We start from the raw sequence: 18,684 nt of genomic DNA, 5'->3' as shown, positions 1-18,684 counted from the left end.
CATTCGGCAATTGTTCACCCGAACCGGCCGGACCGCGCAGTGGACTACCACTTGCCCTTGCGGTTGAAATCCTTGGAACCATCGGTCTTGCCGTGCCGGGGCTTGCGGTCGCCGGCACCGTGCCCGGTGTGTCCGCCACCGGTCGAACGCGCGCCGTAGCCGCGCTCGCCGCCTTCACGCCGGCCCTTGTACCCGCCGCCGCTGTAGCCTTCGGATTCGCGCTCGGCGCGCGGCTTGCGGCCGGAGTCCAACTCCAAGCGGATCAGTTCACCGCCGATGCGGGTTTTGGACAGCGCCCGGAGCTGATCCTTGCTCAGGTCCGCGGGGAGTTCCACCAAGGTGTGGTCGGCGCGGATGTCGATGCCGCCGATCTGCGAGGAGGACAATCCGCCTTCGTTGGCAATGGCGCCGACGATCGAACCGGGCAACACGCGCTGCCGGCGGCCGACCGCGATCCGATACGTCGCATTGCCCTCGGTGAGTGCACGGGTCGGGCCACGGGATCCGAAGCCGTCCTTGGAACGTTCGCGCTTCTGGTGCTCCGGAGCGGCCGGCAGATCCTTCACCAGCAACGATTCGCCGCCCTGCGCCATATAGGCCAGTGCGGCCGCGATCTCGGCAGCGGTGACATCGTGCTCCTGCTCGTACGTGGTCACCAGGTCCCGGAAGACCGAAAGTTCCTGGGAGCCCAGGGTCTCGGTGATCTGGTCCGCGAATTTGTTCAAACGCAGGTTGTTGATGGTGTCCGCGCTGGGCAGGTGCATCTGCTCGACCGGCTGACGGGTGGCCTTCTCGATGGCCCGGAGCAAGTACTTCTCCCGCGGGGTCATGAACAGGATCGCATCGCCGGAGCGGCCGGCACGGCCGGTACGGCCGATCCGGTGCACGTAGGATTCGGTGTCGTGCGGGATGTCGTAGTTGACCACCAGGCTGATCCGCTCGACGTCCAGACCACGGGCTGCGACGTCCGTGGCGACGAGGACGTCGATGCTGCCGGAGCGCAGGGCTTCGACCGTGCGCTCACGCTGCTGCTGCGGGATGTCGCCGTTGATCGCTGCGGCACGGTAACCCCGCGACTTCAATTTGTCGGCCAGCTCTTCGGTAGCCATTTTGGTGCGCACGAAGGCGATCACGCCGTCGTACTCTTCGACCTCGAGGATCCGGGTCATCGCGTCGAGCTTGTGCGGGCCCATCACCTGCAGGTAGCGCTGGCGGGTGTTTTCGCCGGTGGTGGTTTTGGCCTTTACCGAAATCTCCGCCGGGTTGTTCAAGTACTTCTTCGCGATCCGGCGGATCTGGCCGGGCATGGTCGCGGAGAACAAGGCGACCTGCTTGTCCTCTGGGGTTTCGGCCAGGATCTGCTCGACGTCGTCGGCGAAGCCCATCCGCAGCATCTCGTCAGCTTCATCCAGGACCAGGTACTGCAGGTTGGACAGGTCCAGCGAGCCCTTGGAGAGGTGGTCGATCACGCGGCCGGGGGTGCCGACCACGACCTGAGCGCCCCGGCGCAAGCCGGCGAGCTGCGGGCCGTAGGCCGATCCGCCGTAGACCGGGAGAACGGTGAAGTTGTCCATGTGCGCGGCGTAGGAGGAGAACGCCTCCGCTACCTGCAGGGCAAGTTCCCGGGTCGGTGCCAGCACCAGGATCTGGGTGTCTTTGGTCGCCGGGAGATCCGCCATCCGGGACAGCGCCGGCAGCGCGAAGGCTGCGGTCTTTCCGGTCCCGGTCTGGGCCAGGCCGACGACGTCGCGGCCTTCCAGCAACACCGGGATGGTCGCTGCCTGGATCGGCGAAGGCTTTTCGTAGCCGACGTCTTTCAGCGCTGCGAGCACTCGGCCGTCAAGGCCGAAGTCGGTGAAGAGAATGTCTTTCTCTTCGGATTCGGCGGCACCGTTGTGATTTTCGGCGCTGTTGTTCTGGGTGTTTTCGGACATGGGGATATTCCTCATTTGCACTAGGGCCGGACCGCGTGTGTCACGCTTCCAGTCATTCACCTCACGGCTATCCCTAGGCACAAGCCCGCACGATGCGGGGCCCAACACGAACACTCCTGCCTCAAGAATTGGGCAGGAAGAAACAGATAAGAATAAGGGATTCCGTAAGAAGGGGTCTGTTCAATTGTAAGGTATCAGCCGCACCCCGCCGCGCGAACTCAAGAAAACAGCGGGGTGAGATGGCGCACACCTCGGCTCCTTTCAGGCTTCGCGCCGAAACACCTTCTCGAAGTATGGCTCAAAAGCTGCCGCGACGTCGAGGTCCGGATCCGCCAGCAACGCCTGCGCCAGCTCTGCCGTGGGGTGTGCGAACCACTCCGCGATACGCACGCCGTGCCCGGGCCGGTGCACGACCTCGACGACGTCGCCGGCTTCGATGCTGCCGGTTTCCAGGACCCGCAAATACGGCCCGACCCTTCCGGCTTGGCTGAACCGTTTGACCCATTGCGGCTCGTCCAGGCGTCGCTGGAACGTGGCGCAGGGCGTTCGCGGCATGGTGACTTCAACGAGCACTTCGGCGCCGATCCGCCATTGTTCGCCGATCAGCGCCTGATTGACGTCCAGGCCCGCAATCCGCAGGTTTTCGCCGAACAGGCCCGGCGGCACCGGATAGCCCAAGATCTCCTGCCAGTACTCGGCGTCGTGCTGTGCATAGGCATAGAGCGCTTTGTCCCGACCGCCGTGGTTTTTGCGGTCGACCTGGACATCGGCATAGAGCCCGTATTTGGTCACCTTGACCGGGCCGGCCACCGGGCGTTTGTCGATCGCGGTCAATCCGAATGCATTGGCGTCGGGGGTGAGCGCATGCAGACGGCAGACGGCGAGCAAGGTCCCTTTGGAGTTCACCACTGCATTGTACGAGCCGGCCGACGCCGATCAGGCAGCCGCTCAGGCTCCGGAGTCTTCGGCCGCGTCCCGGTGGCCGGGGATCAGGATCCGATCCGAGGCCGAGTCGTATTCGAACAGCTCCGCGTACCGGCCCCAGTCGATCGCAGTGTCGACTTGCTGCCGGGCATCTTCGTCGCTGTAGCTCCTGAGCAGCTCCTCGACCACGGTTTCGGCGCGCAGGCTGCCGCTCTCCTGCTTGCGCAACTCACGGACGATGCTGCGCACGAGCGGGGCCTCCTCCAGCGCCAACGTGGCGAACTGTTCTTTGGCACGCAGGGTATCGGCCGCGGCGAAGCGCCGGCCCTGCTCGCTGAGCCGGAGCTGCCCCCCGGTCGGATAGGCGAGTTTGAGCAATTGCGCGGCGTCGACCAGGGGCAGCAGATCGTCGATCTCGTAGCGGAGTTCCTCCGCGATCTCGGCCAGTCCTTCCTGCCCGCCGAGCTCGGCCAACAGGTCAACCAAGCCGCCCAGGGCATCGGTGCTGGCCTCCGGCAATGGCGTGTCGTATTCGGTCGCGGTGCCGCCGAACGGCGAACCTGCGGCACTGGCCGGACGATTCCGCTCCGGGCTGCGCTGCCCGGTGAGGATTTCGTAGACCTGGTCGACCAGGGCTTCGAAGGCGATCGAGCGTTTGTCCCGCGGTTGCGGCAAATCGATCAGCAACTCGGCCTTGAGCCGGCCGGGGTTGGATTCCAGAATCAGCACCCGATCGGCCAGTTGGATCGCTTCTTCGATATTGTGCGTCACGATCAACGCGGTCTTCGTCGGAAAAGTCCCATCGGCCCACATCCGCAGCAATTCACCGCGGAGGTTTTCGCTGGTCAGCACGTCGAGCGCGGAAAACGGCTCATCCATGAGCAGCACGTCAGGTTCCACCACCAGGGCCCGGGCGAAGCCGACCCGTTGCCGCATGCCGCCGGAGAGCTCCTTCGGGTACGCGGTTTCGAAGCCGTCCAGGCCGATCAAGTCGATCGCTTTGAGCGCCCGTTCATGCCGTTCGGCCAGCGGAACCGACCGGGCTTCCAGGCCCAGCTCGACGTTCTCCTGAACGGTCAGCCAGGGCAGCAGCGCGAAAGACTGGAAGACCATGGAGGTTCCTTCATTGGCGCCGTTGAGCCGGTTGCCGCGGTAGGCCACGGTTCCCGAGCTGGGCGCGGTCAGCCCCGCGATGCAGCGCAGCAGGGTGCTCTTGCCGGATCCGCTCCGGCCGAGCAGCGCGACGATCTCGCCCTCGACGAGTTCCACATCGATGTCTTCCAACACGGTCAATTCACCACCCGGGGTGGCGAATTTCATCGAAACTCCGGCAACGCTGATGAGAGAGGTCGGATTGCTCATTCGGACTCCTGATTCTCGAAAAGGGCGGGCGAAGCGTTTCAGAGGGCGTAACGGGATTCGGCGAGCGCGTACAGCCTCCGCCAAACCAGTCGGTTGAGGCCGACCACGAACACCGACATCAGAATCACTCCGACCAGCACCCGTGCCATGTCTCCGCTGGCGGTGGCCTGGGCGATGTAGCTGCCCAGACCGGTCGCGGTCAGGGTCTGCTGGTTGTAGGTGACGATCTCGGAAACGATCGAAGCGTTCCAGGCCCCGCCGGCAGCGGTGATCGCTCCGGTGACGTAAGCGGGGAACACGGCAGGCAGGATCAGCCGCCGCCAACGTTGCCAGCCGGAGACGCCGAAACTCTGCATCGCCTGGTTCAAGTCGGTGGGGATCGCCGATGCCCCGGCAATCACGTTGAACAGGATGTACCACTGTGCGCCGAGCGCCATCAGCAGCACCCCGCCATAGTCCAGGGAAATTCCAGAGGCCACGAAGAAGGCGATCACGAAGGGGAAGAGGAAGTTCGCCGGAAAACTCGCCAGCAGCTGCACCACCGGCTGGGCCAGTCTGCTGACCTTCGGGTTCATCCCGATCCAAACCCCGATCGGAACCCAGATCAGGGTGGCCAGCACCATCACCACGGCGACTCGGATCATGGTGACCGCACCGAGTCCGGCCGCTTCGGCGAAGGTCCCGAATCCCGGGCCGGCTTGGATGAAGAGCGCGGCCTGCCATGCGCCGTAACCGATCGCAGCGCCGACCAGCACCCAGAGCAGCACATCGCCCACCCGGCGTCGCAGTACCGGCACCCGCAACGGGTGTTCCGCGATGCCGAACGGCCGCGCCGCGACTTCCAGACCACGGGCCACGGGTTTGAGCGCCCGGCCGAACCCGTAGGGGATCGAAGAGCGGCGGAGCAGGTCCAAGACCACGCTGCGCGGCTTGTCCGCGGCCGGGGTCTCCTCTTGCCGGAACTTCTCCGCCCAGGCCACCAAGGGGCGCCAGAAGAGGAAGTTGACTCCGATCACCATGATCGCCATGGCCAGGATCGCCCAGCCGACGTTGCCCAATTCGCCTTTTTCCACGGCACTGGCGACGTAGGCGCCCACCCCGGGCAACGCGTAGCTCTGGTTGTTCACCGTGATCGCTTCGGAAGCGGCCAGGAAGAACCAGCCTCCGCCGAAGCTCATCATCCCGTTCCAGACCAAAGGGATCATGCCGGCCGGGACGTCCAGTTTCCAGAAGCGCTGCCACTTGGTCAACCGCATCAACCGGGCAGCCTCGTCCAGTTCCTTGGGCTGGGATACCAGTGCGTAATAGAAGGAGAAGGCCATGTTCCAGGCCTGCGAGGTGAAGATCGCGAAGATCGACGCCATTTCGAGTCCCAGGAGCGAGTTCGGGAACAGCGCGATGAAGGCGGTCACGGTCACCGAGAGGAAGCCCAGAATAGGCACCGATTGCAAGATGTCCAGGATCGGCAGCAACACCTTCCGGGCCCGGGGCAACCGGGCGGCCGCGGTGGCGAAGACGAAGGTGAACAGCAGGCTGCAGGCCAAGGCGATGAACATCCGCAGCAGCGAGCGCAAGGCGTAATACGGCAGCATCTCCGGATCGGTGGACACCTCGGCCGGGGCGCTTCCGACGTCGAAAGGCACATTCAGATCCGGTGCCAGCCGGATCACCCCGAAGAGCAAAACCACCAGCCCGCCGCCGACCACCAGATCGATCCAGCGCAAAACCGGACGCCGCAGTGTGCCGGTGCCTGGAAAAGACCGTTGAGACGACATACGCACCCCCCAGCTGCCAGCGGATCTAGGCTCTTGAGGGCACCTTAGCAGACGCTTGTGACCGGGGAATTAAGCCGGGTTGGAACTGGCCGTTCCGGGATCCGGACCGATTCCGGCCAATGGTGCCCAGAAATAATCGAAGCTCTCATCCGGCTCCGTCATTGCCCGCTGGCTCATCACGACGCCGACCAGGTCGCGCGCCGGATCCACGCCGGCGCTGCAGCCGCTGCCGCCGGTCCAGCCATAACTGCCGACCGACCGGGCATTATCGCCCAGGGCAATCGTCACGCCGGTCTGCCAGCCCCAGCCCTCGGCCCGGCCGAGAATCGGGTAAGCCCCGGCGCGCTGTTCCGGCCGCAACTGGTCCGAGACCATCTGGGTTTTCAGCGCCTCCGGCAGGAGCTCGCCGTCGGCCAGCGCGGTGAGGAACCTGAAGTAGTCCGGCACCGTGGACACCAGTCCGCCGGCCAGGGTCTCGAACTTCGGCGGTTTGCTGAACCCGCCGTCCGGCAGGTCTATGGCTTGGAGGCCGCCCGGCGTCGGAGTGTATTGCGTGGCCAGATCCATTGCACGTCCGAAGAACCCGGTGGACTCCAGCCCCAGCGGTCCGGTGATCTTCTCCGCGAGCACTTCCCGCAACGGCGTCCCAGCGGCCCGGGCGATCAGCACCGAGAACACGTCGCTGCTGGTGTTGTACATCCACCGGCTGCCCGGCTGATCGGCCAGGGGCAAGCCGGCGAGCCTGGCGAGATACTCGTCGGCGCTCATTTCGGGCGGAAAAAGTCCCGCACCGATGCCGGCACTCTGCACTGCCTCGTGCAACGGTGTGGGCTCGAAAATGACCCCGGTGCCCATCGTGAAGCTGAACAAATGCCGGACCGTGATCGGCGTCTGCGCCGGAACCGTCTGCGCCAACGGGCCAGCTGGATCCAGCAGGACCCGGGGTTCGGCGAACTCGGGGAGCCAAGCCGCGACCGGATCGTCGAGCCCGAACCACCCGTCGGCCAAGGCCATGGCACCCAGAACCCCCGCGACCAGCTTGCTCAACGAGGCGATCCGGAACTGGGTCCGCTCCGTCATCGGTTCCGGCGAGCCGAGCGCCTTCACTCCGCTGGCATGGAATTCGGTGATCCCGCCGCGCCGCACTCCGGCCACCGCGCCGGGCAGGTAACCGGCTGCCACTTTCCGGTCGATCGATTCCCAAACCGCTTCGAATCCCGACATCACACGCCCACTTCCCGAACGGAGCAAAAGCCTGAACGGAGTTGAGCGTAGACCTCGCACGGCGCTTTCGCCAGGACAACCGACCCGGCGGCCCAACCGACCCGGCCCGGAATCACGTCGCGTCCGGTTTCGTGGGACCTACTCGGCGAGCCGCACTGCCGGGCGCCCAGCGGTCACGGCTCGAACCGATACCCCATGCCGGCTTCGGTGAGCAGATGCCGCGGATTCGCCGGATCGGGTTCCAGCTTCCGGCGCAGTTGCCCGATGTAGACCCGCAGATATTGCGTCTCCTTGGCGTAGGCGGGGCCCCAGACCTGGGTCAGCAGTTGCTGCTGCGAGACCAACCGCCCCGAGTTCCGGGCCAGGTACTCCAAAATCGACCATTCGGTGGGGGTCAAACGCACCCGCTGGCCGCCGCGCATGACTTTTTTGGCCTGCAAATCCACCACGAAGTCGTCGGTTGCCACGGTCGCGGAAGCGGCACCGTCGGAATCGGTTTCGGAGCGGCGTTGCGCGGCCCGCAACCGGGCCAAGAACTCGTCCAAGCCGAAAGGCTTGGTCACGTAATCATCGGCACCGGCGTCGAGCGCCGCCACTTTCTCTTCCGAGGCGTGTCTGGCCGACAGCACGATGATCGGCACCGCCGTCCAACCCCGCAGCCCGGCGATCACCTCCAAGCCGTCCATGTCCGGCAAGCCCAGGTCGAGGACGACGACGTCCGGCCGGTGCGCGGCCGCGCTCGCCAAAGCATCGGCGCCGTTCGCCGCGGTGTGCACGGTGTATCCGTGCGCGTGCAGGTTGATCTGCAAAGCACGGAGAATTTGCGGTTCGTCGTCTACGACGAGCACGGTAGTCACAACGCTCCCCTTTCCTGGGAGTGTGCAGGGTCGATATCACCGGTCGGCGCTGCCCGCCGGCCGGCACTGAGCGGCAGCCGGACCACCATGGTCAGGCCGCCTCCGGGAGTGGCTTCGGCGCTGAGCACACCGCCCATGGCTTCGGTGAAACCCTTGGCCACGGCGAGGCCCAGCCCCACTCCGGAACCGGCCGGGACGTCGTCGAGCCGTTGGAACGGCCGGAACATCGCCACCACATCTTCGGCCGCCACCCCGCGGCCATGGTCCACGATCCGCAATTCGCTGGCCGGATGCCCATCGATCATCGGGATCCCGGAAACCGTGCCCACCAAAACCAGATCGGAATCCGGGGCATATTTCAGCGCGTTCTCCACCACGTTCGCGATCACCCGTTCCAGCATCCCGGGATCGGCCTCGACCGCCGGCATGTTCGGCGGCAATTCCAGCCGCACCGCGCCCTCCGGCTGGCCCAGCAGCGCGGCATCGATCGCATCGCTCCAACGCACCGGTCCGAGCAAGGGGTTGACCGCGTCCGAGGAAATCCGGGACATGTCCAGGAGGTTGCCCACCAAGGCGTCCAAGCGGTCCGCCGAGCTTTCGATCGAGGCGAGCAGCTCGGCTTCGTCATCCGGCGCGAAATGGACTTCTTCCTGGCGCAGGCTGCTCACCGACAGTTTGATCGCGGCCAAAGGAGTGCGCAGGTCATGCGAGACGGCACGCAGGATCGAAGTGCGCATCGTGTTCCCTTCCGCCAACCGCATGTTCTCCCGCCGGCTGGCATTGAGCTGGATCCGTTGCCGCAAGGCGACCAGATGCGCCCCGAACGCGGCCAGCAGCCGGCGGTCGGAAGCATCCAGCACCCGACCGTCCAAGGCCAGCACCAACCCCGGCTCTACTTCTTCCGAGTTGTCCGCGGTTTCCGGTGCCAACGGCGGGTTTTCGCCGGAAGCGGCCTCAAGCCGCCATCTGGTTTGCTCCGCACCGCCTGAATCCGCCGAATCGTCGACCAGCAAAGCCACCGAATCCACCCGGAAGGCTTCGCGTACCTGGTCCAGGAAGGTCTGCAGAGAATCCTCCCCGGCCACCGCTCCCCTCGCCAATTCACTCAGCGTGGCGGCTTCCGCACCCGCCCGGAGCGCCTCCCGGGTCCTTCTGGTGGCCACATCCACGACCACCGCGACCACCACGGAGACCAGCACGAACACCACCAGGGACAACAGGTTCTCCGGGTCTGCGATGCTGAAGGTCAGGGTCGGTTCCGCGGAGAAGAAATTGAGCAGCAGGGAACTGAAAACGGCAGCGAACAGCGCCGGCCAGAGTCCGCCCACGACCGCGACGATGACGCAGCCGACGAGTTGCAGCAAGGTGTCCGTGACGAAGTTGTCCGGCACCCAGGTGGCCAGCACCGCTTCGATCAGGGAGGGCAGGAAAATCGCCAGTGCGAAGCCGAGGATCAGCCGGCGCCGGCCGGGGGCGCCCACCCTCCGGAACCGGATGCCTTTGGCGCCCAGCGGGTGCGAAACCATGTGCACGTCGATGTCCCCGGAACCGCGCACCACCTTGCTGCCCACCCCGGGGCCCTTGAGCAGCCGGGCCAGCCATTTGCGCCGGGACGTCCCGACCACCAGTTGGGTGGCGTTCGCGCTGCGGGCGAATTGCAGCAAGGCCTGCGCCGGATCGTCGCCGGTCACGCTGTGGTAGCTGCCGCCCAGGTCCTTGAGCAATTGCCGCTGCGCCTCGATTTCACGCGGCGATTCGCCCAGCACCCCGTCCGCGGCGCGGACGTGCACGCCCAGCAATTCGCCGCCGGAGACCCGGGCGAGGATCCGCGCCGCCCGGCGGATCAGTACCTCGCCCTCGGCTCCGCCGGTCAGGCCGACCACCACCCGTTCCCGGGTCGGCCAGCTGGCCTCGATCCGGTTGTCCGCCCGGTAGGCGGACAAGCCGTCTTCGACCTGGTCGGCCAGCCAGAGCAGCGCCAGCTCGCGCAAAGCGGAAAGGTTGCCCATCCGGAAATAATTCGCCAGCGCCGCATCGACTTTGTCCGCCGCGTACACGTGGCCGGCACTGAGCCGCTGGCGCAGAAGCTCCGGCGAAATGTCCACGAGTTCGATCTGGTTGGCCCGGCGAACCACATCGTCCGGCACCGTTTCGCCTTGTTTGGTGTTGGTGATCTGGCTGACCACATCGCCCAAGGACGCCAAATGCTGGATGTTCAGTGTGGAAATCACATCGATGCCCGCGGCCAGCAGGAGCTCCACGTCCTGCCAGCGTTTCCGGGCGACGCCTTCGCCGACCACGGTGTGCGCGTACTCGTCCACCAGGGCGAGCTGCGGCGCCCGCCGCAAGACCGCCTCGACATCCATCTCGTCGAAGCTCGAGCCCCGGTACTCGACCCGTTTGGGCGGGATGATTTCCAAACCGTCGAGCAGGCTCGCGGTCTCTTTGCGGCCGTGGTGCAGCGCCAGCGCCACCACGGTGTCCACCCCTTGGGCGACCTTCTGATGGGCTTCCTCGAGCATGGTGTAGGTCTTGCCGACGCCCGGTGCTGCGCCGAGCAAGATCCTCAAGGTGCCTCTAGCCATGGTCCTATCTTCGCCTATCCCCAGCCATTCCTTTCCTGGTCCCTTCCGCAGCTGCGCTTCCGGCGCACCCGGCCCGGCTCCGGGCTAGCCCGATCTGGCTGTGCCGGCAGCCTGGCTCCAGCCGGTCAACTGCAGCACTTCGACCGCCAACCCGGCTACCGATCGGTTCTCGGTATCGATCCGGTTCACCCATCCCGGCGTGTTCTCCGTGAGCCGGCGGGCCGTACGATTGCCATGCTCGACCTGCCCGGCGAGCTCGTGCTCCGGCACCCGCCCGGCCAGGCGTTGCGCCGCGGTGCGATCCCCCGCGGTCAGCAGCACCGCGGCGACCTTGGGCCGCCCGCCGATCGCCTCGACCAACCCGGCGACTTGGCAGACACTCCCGGTATTGCTGTAGATCAGCCTCCGGTAGCCCAGCTCCCGGTACGTGTTCCAGATCGCAGCCAAGTTCCGCTCCGCCAGCAAGTGCTCCCACCCCGGCGGATAAGCCAGATCCAAGCCGGCCCCTTCGATCACCGCGTGCTTGACCCGTTGCCGCGCCAATTGGCCGTGCAACTCGGAAACCAACGAACGCTTTCCGACGCCGGGCCGCCCACCGATGAACAGCACCTGCTCGGCGTCCCCGGCAAGCGCGTCCGACTCGTCCAACGCGATCGCGTCCAGCCAACCGCACATCTGCACTTCCTTCCCACGTTCCAGTACTCCGACCTCCGGCATCCAGGCATCCGGTCCGGGCCGAGGCCCCGGGCTATTTCCGGACCGCAGCAGCCAGGTCCAGATTCAGCCTGGTCACGTTGACAGCTTCCTGGCCCAGCAGCGATTCCAGTGCCGACGTGGTGTTTTTCGCCACCAGGTCCGCGAGCGCCGACTCCGGCAACCCGGTCGCCGCGGCAATCCGCGGAATCTGCAGCTTGGCATAGCCGGAAGAGATCTGCGGATCCAACCCGGATCCGGAGGCGGTCACCGCATCGAGCGGCACCTGGTCTTCGACGACGCCCTCGTCCTTGGCAACCTGGGCCCGCAACTGGGCGATGGATTCGGCCAGCTTCGGATCGTTCGGGCCCAAGTTGCTCGGGCTCGAGGAAGTCGGGTCCCAATTCACCGCAGACGGCCGGGGGCGGAACCACTCCGGGCCCAGGCCGTCGGCGGGCGACTGCACGATCAGCGAACTCGCTGCCGGCTGCCCGTCGACCAAGACAATCGAACCATTCGCCTGACTCGGGAAGGCCAGCTGCCCCACGCCCCAGACCACCGCCGGGTAGCCCAGGCCGAGCACCAGCGTCGCCGCCAGCAACAGTCGGAAGGCGGTGCCGAATTGGCGCAGATAGGAAGTAAAAGTATTCATATCAATTCAGTCCTGGAATCAGAGAGATGAGCAGATCGATGATTTTGATGCCGATGAACGGCGCGATCAAACCGCCGACTCCGTAAATCAGCAAATTGCGGGCCAATGCCTGCCCTGCGGTCACTGCGCGGTATTTCACGCCTTTCAAGGCCAAGGGCACCAGGACGATGATGATCAACGCATTGAAGATCACTGCGGAGAGGATCGCCGTGTTGGGCGAGGACAAGCCCATGATGTTCAGCAGCCCCAGACCGGGGAACGCGGCAGCGAACAGCGCCGGCACGATCGCGAAATACTTCGCGACGTCGTTGGCCACCGAGAAAGTGGTCAACGAGCCGCGGGTGATCAGCAGTTGTTTGCCGATGCCGACCACGTCGATCAGCTTGGTCGGGTCCGAATCCAAGTCGACCATGTTCGCGGCCTCTTTGGCGGCGGGCGTGCCGGAGTTCATCGCCACCCCGACGTCGGCGGCGGCGAGTGCCGGAGCGTCGTTGGTGCCGTCGCCGGTCATCGCGACCAGGTGTCCGGCGTCCTGCTCGCGTTTGATCACCGCGAGCTTGTCTTCCGGCGTCGCCTCGGCGACGAAGTCGTCGACTCCGGCTTCAGCAGCGATCGCGGCAGCAGTGACTTTGTTGTCGCCGGTGATCATGATGGTCCGGATGCCCATGGTGCGCAGCTGCTCGAAGCGCTCGCGCATGCCGGGTTTGACCACATCGGCGAGTTCCACCACGCCCAACGGCCGGCCGTTTTCCGCGACGAGCAACGGGGTACCACCGGATTCGGCGATCCGCTGCACCTCGGCCCGGGCCGCCTCAGGCAGCTCGAATCCGGCCTCGGCGACATGCCGTTCGACGGCGCTCGCGGCGCCTTTGCGGATTTCCCGGCGGATTCCGTTCTGCACCAGATCCAGACCACTCATCCGGGTGCTTGCGGTGAACTCGATGGCCTGCAGCTCGACCTCGCCCACCCGGGCGCGGGATTCCAGGAATTCCAGGCTGGGTTCATAGACCCCGCGGTGTTCCGCGAGTTCCACGATGGATCGGCCTTCCGGAGTCTCGTCGGCGAGCGAAGAGAGCCTCGCCGCCTCGACCAGATCGCTGCCGCTTACTCCCGGCACCGGAAAGAAGCCCACGGCCCGCCGATTGCCGAAGGTGATGGTTCCGGTCTTGTCCAGGAGCAAGGTGTCGACGTCGCCGGCGGTCTCCACCGCCCGGCCCGAGGTGGCCAGGACATTGTGCTGGACCAAGCGGTCCATCCCGGCGATGCCGATCGCCGGGACCAGGGCCCCGATGGTGGTCGGGATCAAACAGACCAGCAGCGCCACCAAGACGATCGGCGACGGAACCGCGTCCGCCAGCGAGGCCATCGGCGCCAACGCCATGACGACGATCACGAACACGATGGTGAGCGAAACCAGCAGCACGTTGAGCGCGATTTCGTTCGGCGTCTTCTGCCGGGTAGCGCCTTCCACCAAGCGGATCATCCGATCGATGAAGGTCTGCCCGGGTGCTGCGGTGATCCGCACCAGGATCTGGTCGGAGAGCACTTTGGTGCCACCGGTGACCGAGCTGCGGTCGCCGCCGGACTCCCGGATCACCGGTGCGGATTCGCCGGTGATCGTGGATTCGTCCACGCTCGCCAGCCCGGCGATGATCTCCCCGTCCGAGGGAATCGTGTCCCCCGCCGAACAAACGACGACGTCGCCCACGGCCAGGTCGGTCGCGGCCAGCTGTACGAACTCCGCGCCGGCCAGATCGGCCATCACCGCCGGTGCACGTCCGCCGTCGAGCAGGACTTTCCGGGCCAGCACCGAGGTCCGGCCGGCCCGCAGGCTCGCGGCCTGGGCTTTGCCGCGTCCCTCGGCGATCGCTTCGGAGAGCGTGCCGAAGAGCACGGTGAGCCAGAGCCAGAGGGTCACCGCGATGCTGAACACGCTCGGCGCGAGCACCGCGACCACGGTGCAGACCGCGGCGCCCAGGAGCACCGTGAACATCACCGGCGAATGAGCCATCTGCCGTGGCGAAAGTTTCTTCAGCGCAACTGGAAGCGCCGCGGACACGGCGCTGATGGAAAGCTTCGCCGGAGCTTTGACCCGCTTCGGGGCGGGTTCGGATTCGGTACGGGGAGGCAAGACGGTAGTGGTATTCATTTCGCGAGACCTTCTGCGAGCGGGCCCAGAGCCAGGGCCGGGAAATAAGTCAGAGCGGTCAACACCACGGAGATGCCCAGAAGCAGCGTGGCGAAGAGCGGTCCGTGGGTCGGCACGGTTCCGGAGGAGGCCGGAACGACTTTCTGCTGGGCCAGCGAGCCGGCCAGCGCAAGCACCAGGATGATCGGGATGAACCGGCCGAAGAACATCGCCAAGCCCAGCAGCGTGGCGAAATACGGTCCGGAACTGGTGATTCCGCCGAACGCGGAGCCATTGTTGTTGGCCGCCGAGGTGAAGGCGTAGAGCACCTCGGAGAATTGGTGCGGACTGTTTTGCGGGGAGGCTGCCGCATTCGCCAGCTGATCCGGGATCAGCATGGTGATACCGGTGAAGACCAGCACCAGGGTCGGGGTGACCAGGATGTACATCGCGGCCAATTTCATCTGCTTCGCAGTGATCTTCTTGCCCATGAACTCCGGCGTCCGGCCGACCATCAGCCCGGCGATGAACACCGAGATGATAGCCAGCACCAACATGCCGTACAGTCCCGAACCCACACCGCCGGGGGCGATCTCCCCGAGCATCATGTTCAGCAGTGCCATGCCACCGGCCAACGGCGGCAGCGAATCATGCGCCACGTCCACGGCACCGGTGGAGGTCAGCGTGGTCGCGGAGGCGAAAAGCGAACTCGCCGCCGGGCCGAAGCGCTGTTCGAAGCCTTCGCCCAAAGGGCCGGCCGCGGCCATCGCCCAGGCCATCAGACCAGTGCTGATCGCCCACAGCCCGGCCATCACGGTCAACACCGTGTAGCCCTGGCGTTGTTGGCCGACCATCCGGCCATAGGTGTAGGTCAGCGAGAACGGGATCACCAGGATCAGGAAAATCGAGAACAAATTGGAGTATGCATTGGGGTTCTCGAAGGGGTGCGCCGAATTGGCGTTGAAGTAGCCGCCGCCATTGGTGCCCAGGAGCTTGATTGCTTCCTGCGAGGCGACCGGGCCGCCGGGGATCTGCTGCTGCACGCCCAAAGCGGCATTCGTCACCGGGCTGCCGGTGAAGTTCTGCACGATCCCGGTGGCCAGGAAGACTACGGCCCCGACGATCGCGATCGGCAACAGGATCCGGAACGCGGCCCGGGACAGGTCAACCCAGAAATTGCCGATCTCGTCGGTCTTGCTGCGCTTGATCCCCCGAACAAGCGCAATCGCGACCGCGATGCCGACCGCTGCGGAGAGGAAGTTCTGCACCGCGAGCAGCAGCATCTGCACCAGGATGCCGACCGTGGCTTCCGGGGCGTAGGTCTGCCAGTTGGTGTTGGTGACGAAGGAGATCGCAGTGTTCATCGCGATCCACGGGTCCACCGCCTCGCCTTGGCCGGCGACCAGGCCTTGCAGCCGTTGCAACAGGAAAACGAACAGGATCCCCACCACGGAAAAAGCCAAAACGCTGCGCAGGTAGGTGGACCATTTCTGGTCCGCTGCGGCATCGACCCCGGCGATCCGGTAGAAGACGCGTTCCGGCAGGTAGTTCTTGGTGCTTTCGAAGACCCGGGCCATGTAGAGGCCCAGGGGTTTGTGCGCCGCCGCGAGCAGAACCAGCAGGATTGCGGCTTGAGTCAGAAAGGATGCGAGTGAAAAGGTCATCGGGCTACCACTTCTCCGGTCGGATCAGGGCAGCAATCAGGTAGCCGCAAAGTGCCAATCCGAGGATCGCCAGCGGCAGCCAAACAAAGAGTGCGGATACGGCGGGCATTAGAGCTTGGCCACCCCTTTCGCCAGCCACATCACGGCGGCGGCAGAAGCAAGGAAAATCACGACGACAACGAGGTCTGACATGTCCTGTCCTTTCACGGAAAACTGATGCCGCCCGAAGTGGGCGGCAGTTCCATGCAACGCCTGTTTTCCGCGTCCGAGGCCGGTCTTTACGACACTCTTACACTCCGCCGCCGGGCCTTTACGGAATCCTTACCGGGCGCCGGAGTCCTCGCCGTGGAGTTGCGGACGGAGTAGGTTGGGAGGACATCTGCAAAGTGCCCACAGAGAGGCCTACCGTGCCCACGAAGCCCCATAAGTCCACCCCGACCCTGGCGATCCTGAATGCCCACGTGGTCCCCGTGACCGGCGAAGCGTTCGACGGCGGCGTGATCGTCAAGAACGGCAAGATCACCGAGCTCGGGCCTGCGGTCAAGGCGCCCCGCGGCGCCGACGTCGTCGATGCCGCCGGGCAGTGGCTGGTGCCCGGGCTCATCGATGCGCATACCCATCTGGGCGTGCACGAAGAGGCCGAAGGCCCGATGGGCAACGACACCAACGAGATGACCGACCCGATCATGGCTGCCGTCCGGGCTCTGGACGCGATCAATCCACGGGAAATGGGCTTCGACGATGCGCTCGCCGGCGGCATCACCGCGGTCAATGTCAATCCCGGTTCCGGCAATCCGGTGGGCGGATTGGCGGTCGCGCTGCACACCCATGGCGGCTACGTGGACGAAATGGTGCTGCGCAGCCCGAGCGGTTTGAAAGCGGCGCTGGGCGAGAATCCGAAGCGGGTCTATGGCGAGAAGAAGCAAACGCCCTCCACTCGGCTCGGCACCGCCTTGGTGATCCGCAAAGCCTTCCAGGAAGCCCGGGACTATCTGGCCACGCCGGCCAAAGAACGCAAGGCCAAGGACCTCAAGCTCGAAGCCTTGGGCCTGGTGCTGAACCGGGAAATCCCTTGGCGGCAGCACGCGCACCGCGCCGACGACATCGCCACGGCAGTGCGGATCGCCGAAGAGTTCGGCTACCAGCTGGTGATCGATCACGGCACCGAAGCGCATCTGCTGGCGCCGCTGCTCGCGGAGAAGAAAATTCCGGTGCTGATCGGGCCGTTGTTCACTTCCCGGTCCAAAATGGAATTGCGCAACCGCTCATTGGCCAATCCCGGGAAACTGGCTGCGGCCGGCGTCGAGATTTCCATCATCACGGACCATCCGGTGGTGCCGATCCATTTCCTGGTGCACCAAGCCACTTTGGCCGTCAAAGAAGGCCTGGACCGGGATACCGCCCTGCGTTCGATCACGATCAATCCCGCCAAGGTGCTGGGCCTGGCAGACCGGATCGGCTCCTTGGAAACCGGGAAAGACGCCGACTTCGTGCTCTGGAGCGGCGATCCCTTGGACGTCATGCAACGGGCGAACCAAGTGTTCATCGGCGGCAAGCCGGTCTATCATTACGACCCCGAGACCCGGCAGGGCGTGGTCGCCTCCCGGGAAATGACCGGGCTGTGAACGGCCAGACGTCCGGCGAGCACGACCTGCTGGGCCGGCATGACGTGCTCGATTTGGGTTCGCTGCTGAGCGAGGCGGAGCTGGCGCAACGGGACAAGATCCGAGAATTCACCGAGCGCCGGATCAAACCGCAGATCGCCCGCTGGTTCGAGGACGCCTATTTCCCGCTGGAACTGGTCCCCGAATTGGGCGCCCTCGGCGTGCTCGGCATGCACCTGGACGGCTACGGCTGCGCCGGGGCGTCCGCCGTCGAGTACGGTTTGACCGCGATGGAGATCGAAGCGGGTGACTCCGGGATCCGCACTTTCGTCTCGGTGCAGGGATCATTGGCGATGACCGCAATCCACCGTTGGGGCAGCGAAGCACAGAAACAGCGCTACCTGCCTTTGATGGCGCGTGGCGAACTCATCGGATGCTTCGCCTTGACTGAGCCAGAAGCCGGCAGTGATCCGAGTGCAATGCGTACGACGGCGGTGCGCACCGCCGACGGTTGGCGGCTCAACGGCGCCAAGCGTTGGATCGGCCTGGCCTCGGTGGCCGACGTCGCCGTCGTCTGGGCTTCAGTACCCGACGAAGGCGTGCGCGGGTTCTTGGTGCCGACGTCTTCCTCGGGCTTCACTGCTGAACCGATCACCGGCAAGCTGTCGATGCGCGCCTCGATCCAGTGCGATGTTCGGTTCGACGACGTCGAGCTGCCAGCGGAGGCAATCTTGCCGCTTGCGCAAGGATTGCGCGGACCATTCTCTTGTTTGAATGAAGCCCGCTACGGGATCATGTGGGGCTCGATGGGTGCTGCCCGGGATGCCTTTGAAGCCGCATTGGGCTACGCCGCGGAACGTAGACCCTTCGGATCGGCGTTGGCTTCTTATCAGCTGACCCAGGCCAAGCTGGTGGATATGATGCTGGAACTGCAAAAGGGGCAGTTGCTCGCTTTGCATACCGGCCGACTCAAAGACGCTGGCACACTGCGGCCGGAACAGATCTCGGTGGGCAAACTCAATAACGTTCGCGAGGCCCTGGAAATTTGCCACCAAGCTCGGAGCATCCTTGGCGGCAATGGCATCACGCTGGATTATTCACCGCTCCGGCATGCCAATAATTTGGAATCGGTGCGGACCTACGAGGGCACAGATGAAGTGCACACACTGATTTTGGGTCAGTACCTCACCGGGCATTCCGCTTTTCATCCGTCCTAAAGCCGGGCTAATCGACAAAAAGGTGCGCTAAACACAGTGTTTAGCGCACCTTTTTGCTACCTGGC

The 18,684-nt window shown here is 65.1% G+C and carries 14 protein-coding genes; 2 read left to right on the top strand and 12 right to left on the bottom strand.

Going from position 1 to position 18,684, the window contains the following annotated elements; genetic code table 11:
- Window positions 1-44 precede the first annotated feature (44 nt).
- The 12 genes from JOE69_RS13005 to kdpF form a co-directional block, all read right to left on the bottom strand.
- Complete coding sequence (locus JOE69_RS13005; RefSeq protein WP_309799364.1) at window positions 45-1,934, bottom strand: DEAD/DEAH box helicase; 1,890 nt, start codon at window positions 1,932-1,934, stop codon at window positions 45-47.
- 261 nt (window positions 1,935-2,195) lie between these two features.
- A complete protein-coding gene (locus JOE69_RS13000; protein ID WP_309799362.1) occupies window positions 2,196-2,840 on the bottom strand; it encodes an MOSC domain-containing protein in 645 nt (214 codons plus the stop codon).
- 42 nt (window positions 2,841-2,882) lie between these two features.
- Window positions 2,883-4,220, bottom strand: a complete 1,338-nt coding sequence (locus JOE69_RS12995; protein ID WP_309799360.1) for an ABC transporter ATP-binding protein — start codon at window positions 4,218-4,220, stop codon at window positions 2,883-2,885.
- A 38-nt stretch (window positions 4,221-4,258) separates the two neighbouring features.
- Entirely contained in the window at window positions 4,259-5,995 is a 1,737-nt protein-coding gene (locus JOE69_RS12990; protein ID WP_309799357.1) for an ABC transporter permease, read from the bottom strand.
- 69 nt (window positions 5,996-6,064) lie between these two features.
- A complete protein-coding gene (locus tag JOE69_RS12985) occupies window positions 6,065-7,219 on the bottom strand; it encodes a serine hydrolase domain-containing protein (RefSeq protein WP_309799355.1) in 1,155 nt (384 codons plus the stop codon).
- 173 nt (window positions 7,220-7,392) lie between these two features.
- Window positions 7,393-8,076 (bottom strand): response regulator, encoded by a 684-nt coding sequence (locus tag JOE69_RS12980; protein ID WP_296364299.1) that lies wholly within the window; start codon window positions 8,074-8,076, stop codon window positions 7,393-7,395.
- Entirely contained in the window at window positions 8,073-10,661 is a 2,589-nt protein-coding gene (locus JOE69_RS12975; protein WP_309799353.1) for a DUF4118 domain-containing protein, read from the bottom strand. The genes JOE69_RS12980 and JOE69_RS12975 overlap by 4 nt, the downstream gene beginning before the upstream one ends.
- 84 nt (window positions 10,662-10,745) lie before the next feature.
- Window positions 10,746-11,378: a hypothetical protein gene (locus JOE69_RS12970; protein WP_309799351.1), complete on the bottom strand. Its 633-nt coding sequence runs from the start codon at window positions 11,376-11,378 to the stop codon at window positions 10,746-10,748.
- Window positions 11,379-11,409: 31 nt separating this feature from the next.
- Window positions 11,410-12,006, bottom strand: coding sequence for a potassium-transporting ATPase subunit C (locus JOE69_RS12965; RefSeq protein WP_309799349.1), 597 nt, complete (start codon window positions 12,004-12,006; stop codon window positions 11,410-11,412).
- A gap of 1 nt (window position 12,007) precedes the next feature.
- Complete coding sequence (gene kdpB, locus JOE69_RS12960; RefSeq protein WP_309799347.1) at window positions 12,008-14,155, bottom strand: potassium-transporting ATPase subunit KdpB; 2,148 nt, start codon at window positions 14,153-14,155, stop codon at window positions 12,008-12,010.
- Window positions 14,152-15,798, bottom strand: coding sequence for a potassium-transporting ATPase subunit KdpA (kdpA, locus tag JOE69_RS12955; protein WP_309799345.1), 1,647 nt, complete (start codon window positions 15,796-15,798; stop codon window positions 14,152-14,154). The genes kdpB and kdpA overlap by 4 nt, the downstream gene beginning before the upstream one ends.
- Window positions 15,799-15,802: 4 nt before the next feature.
- Complete coding sequence (gene kdpF / locus JOE69_RS12950; protein ID WP_296364305.1) at window positions 15,803-15,907, bottom strand: K(+)-transporting ATPase subunit F; 105 nt, start codon at window positions 15,905-15,907, stop codon at window positions 15,803-15,805.
- Window positions 15,908-16,205: 298 nt separating this feature from the next.
- On the opposite strand from kdpF, the gene JOE69_RS12945 reads away from it, so the two are divergent.
- Both JOE69_RS12945 and JOE69_RS12940 read left to right on the top strand, forming a co-directional pair.
- A complete protein-coding gene (locus tag JOE69_RS12945; RefSeq protein ID WP_309799342.1) occupies window positions 16,206-17,423 on the top strand; it encodes an amidohydrolase in 1,218 nt (405 codons plus the stop codon).
- Window positions 17,420-18,619 (top strand): acyl-CoA dehydrogenase family protein, encoded by a 1,200-nt coding sequence (locus tag JOE69_RS12940; protein ID WP_309799340.1) that lies wholly within the window; start codon window positions 17,420-17,422, stop codon window positions 18,617-18,619. Before JOE69_RS12945 ends, JOE69_RS12940 begins: the two co-directional genes overlap by 4 nt.
- Window positions 18,620-18,684: the final 65 nt, after the last annotated feature.

Origin of the sequence: Arthrobacter russicus (assembly GCF_031454135.1) — a bacterium.
GTDB lineage: Bacteria > Actinomycetota > Actinomycetes > Actinomycetales > Micrococcaceae > Renibacterium > Renibacterium russicum.
Note: the sequence above shows the minus strand (reverse complement) of the source record. Positions and strands in the feature narration are given on the sequence as shown.

What these genes read in the sequence shown, in the direction of transcription:
- kdpF (WP_296364305.1), bottom strand. Translation starts at nt 15,907, where the DNA reads ATGCCCGCCGTATCCGCACTCTTTGTTTGGCTGCCGCTGGCGATCCTC.
- kdpA (WP_309799345.1), bottom strand. Translation starts at nt 15,798, where the DNA reads ATGACCTTTTCACTCGCATCCTTTCTGACTCAAGCCGCAATCCTGCTG.
- JOE69_RS12985 (WP_309799355.1), bottom strand. Translation starts at nt 7,219, where the DNA reads ATGTCGGGATTCGAAGCGGTTTGGGAATCGATCGACCGGAAAGTGGCA.
- JOE69_RS12975 (WP_309799353.1), bottom strand. Translation starts at nt 10,661, where the DNA reads ATGGCTAGAGGCACCTTGAGGATCTTGCTCGGCGCAGCACCGGGCGTC.
- JOE69_RS12970 (WP_309799351.1), bottom strand. Translation starts at nt 11,378, where the DNA reads ATGCCGGAGGTCGGAGTACTGGAACGTGGGAAGGAAGTGCAGATGTGC.
- JOE69_RS12965 (WP_309799349.1), bottom strand. Translation starts at nt 12,006, where the DNA reads ATGAATACTTTTACTTCCTATCTGCGCCAATTCGGCACCGCCTTCCGA.
- JOE69_RS12990 (WP_309799357.1), bottom strand. Translation starts at nt 5,995, where the DNA reads ATGTCGTCTCAACGGTCTTTTCCAGGCACCGGCACACTGCGGCGTCCG.
- JOE69_RS13005 (WP_309799364.1), bottom strand. Translation starts at nt 1,934, where the DNA reads ATGTCCGAAAACACCCAGAACAACAGCGCCGAAAATCACAACGGTGCC.
- JOE69_RS12995 (WP_309799360.1), bottom strand. Translation starts at nt 4,220, where the DNA reads ATGAGCAATCCGACCTCTCTCATCAGCGTTGCCGGAGTTTCGATGAAA.
- kdpB (WP_309799347.1), bottom strand. Translation starts at nt 14,155, where the DNA reads ATGAATACCACTACCGTCTTGCCTCCCCGTACCGAATCCGAACCCGCC.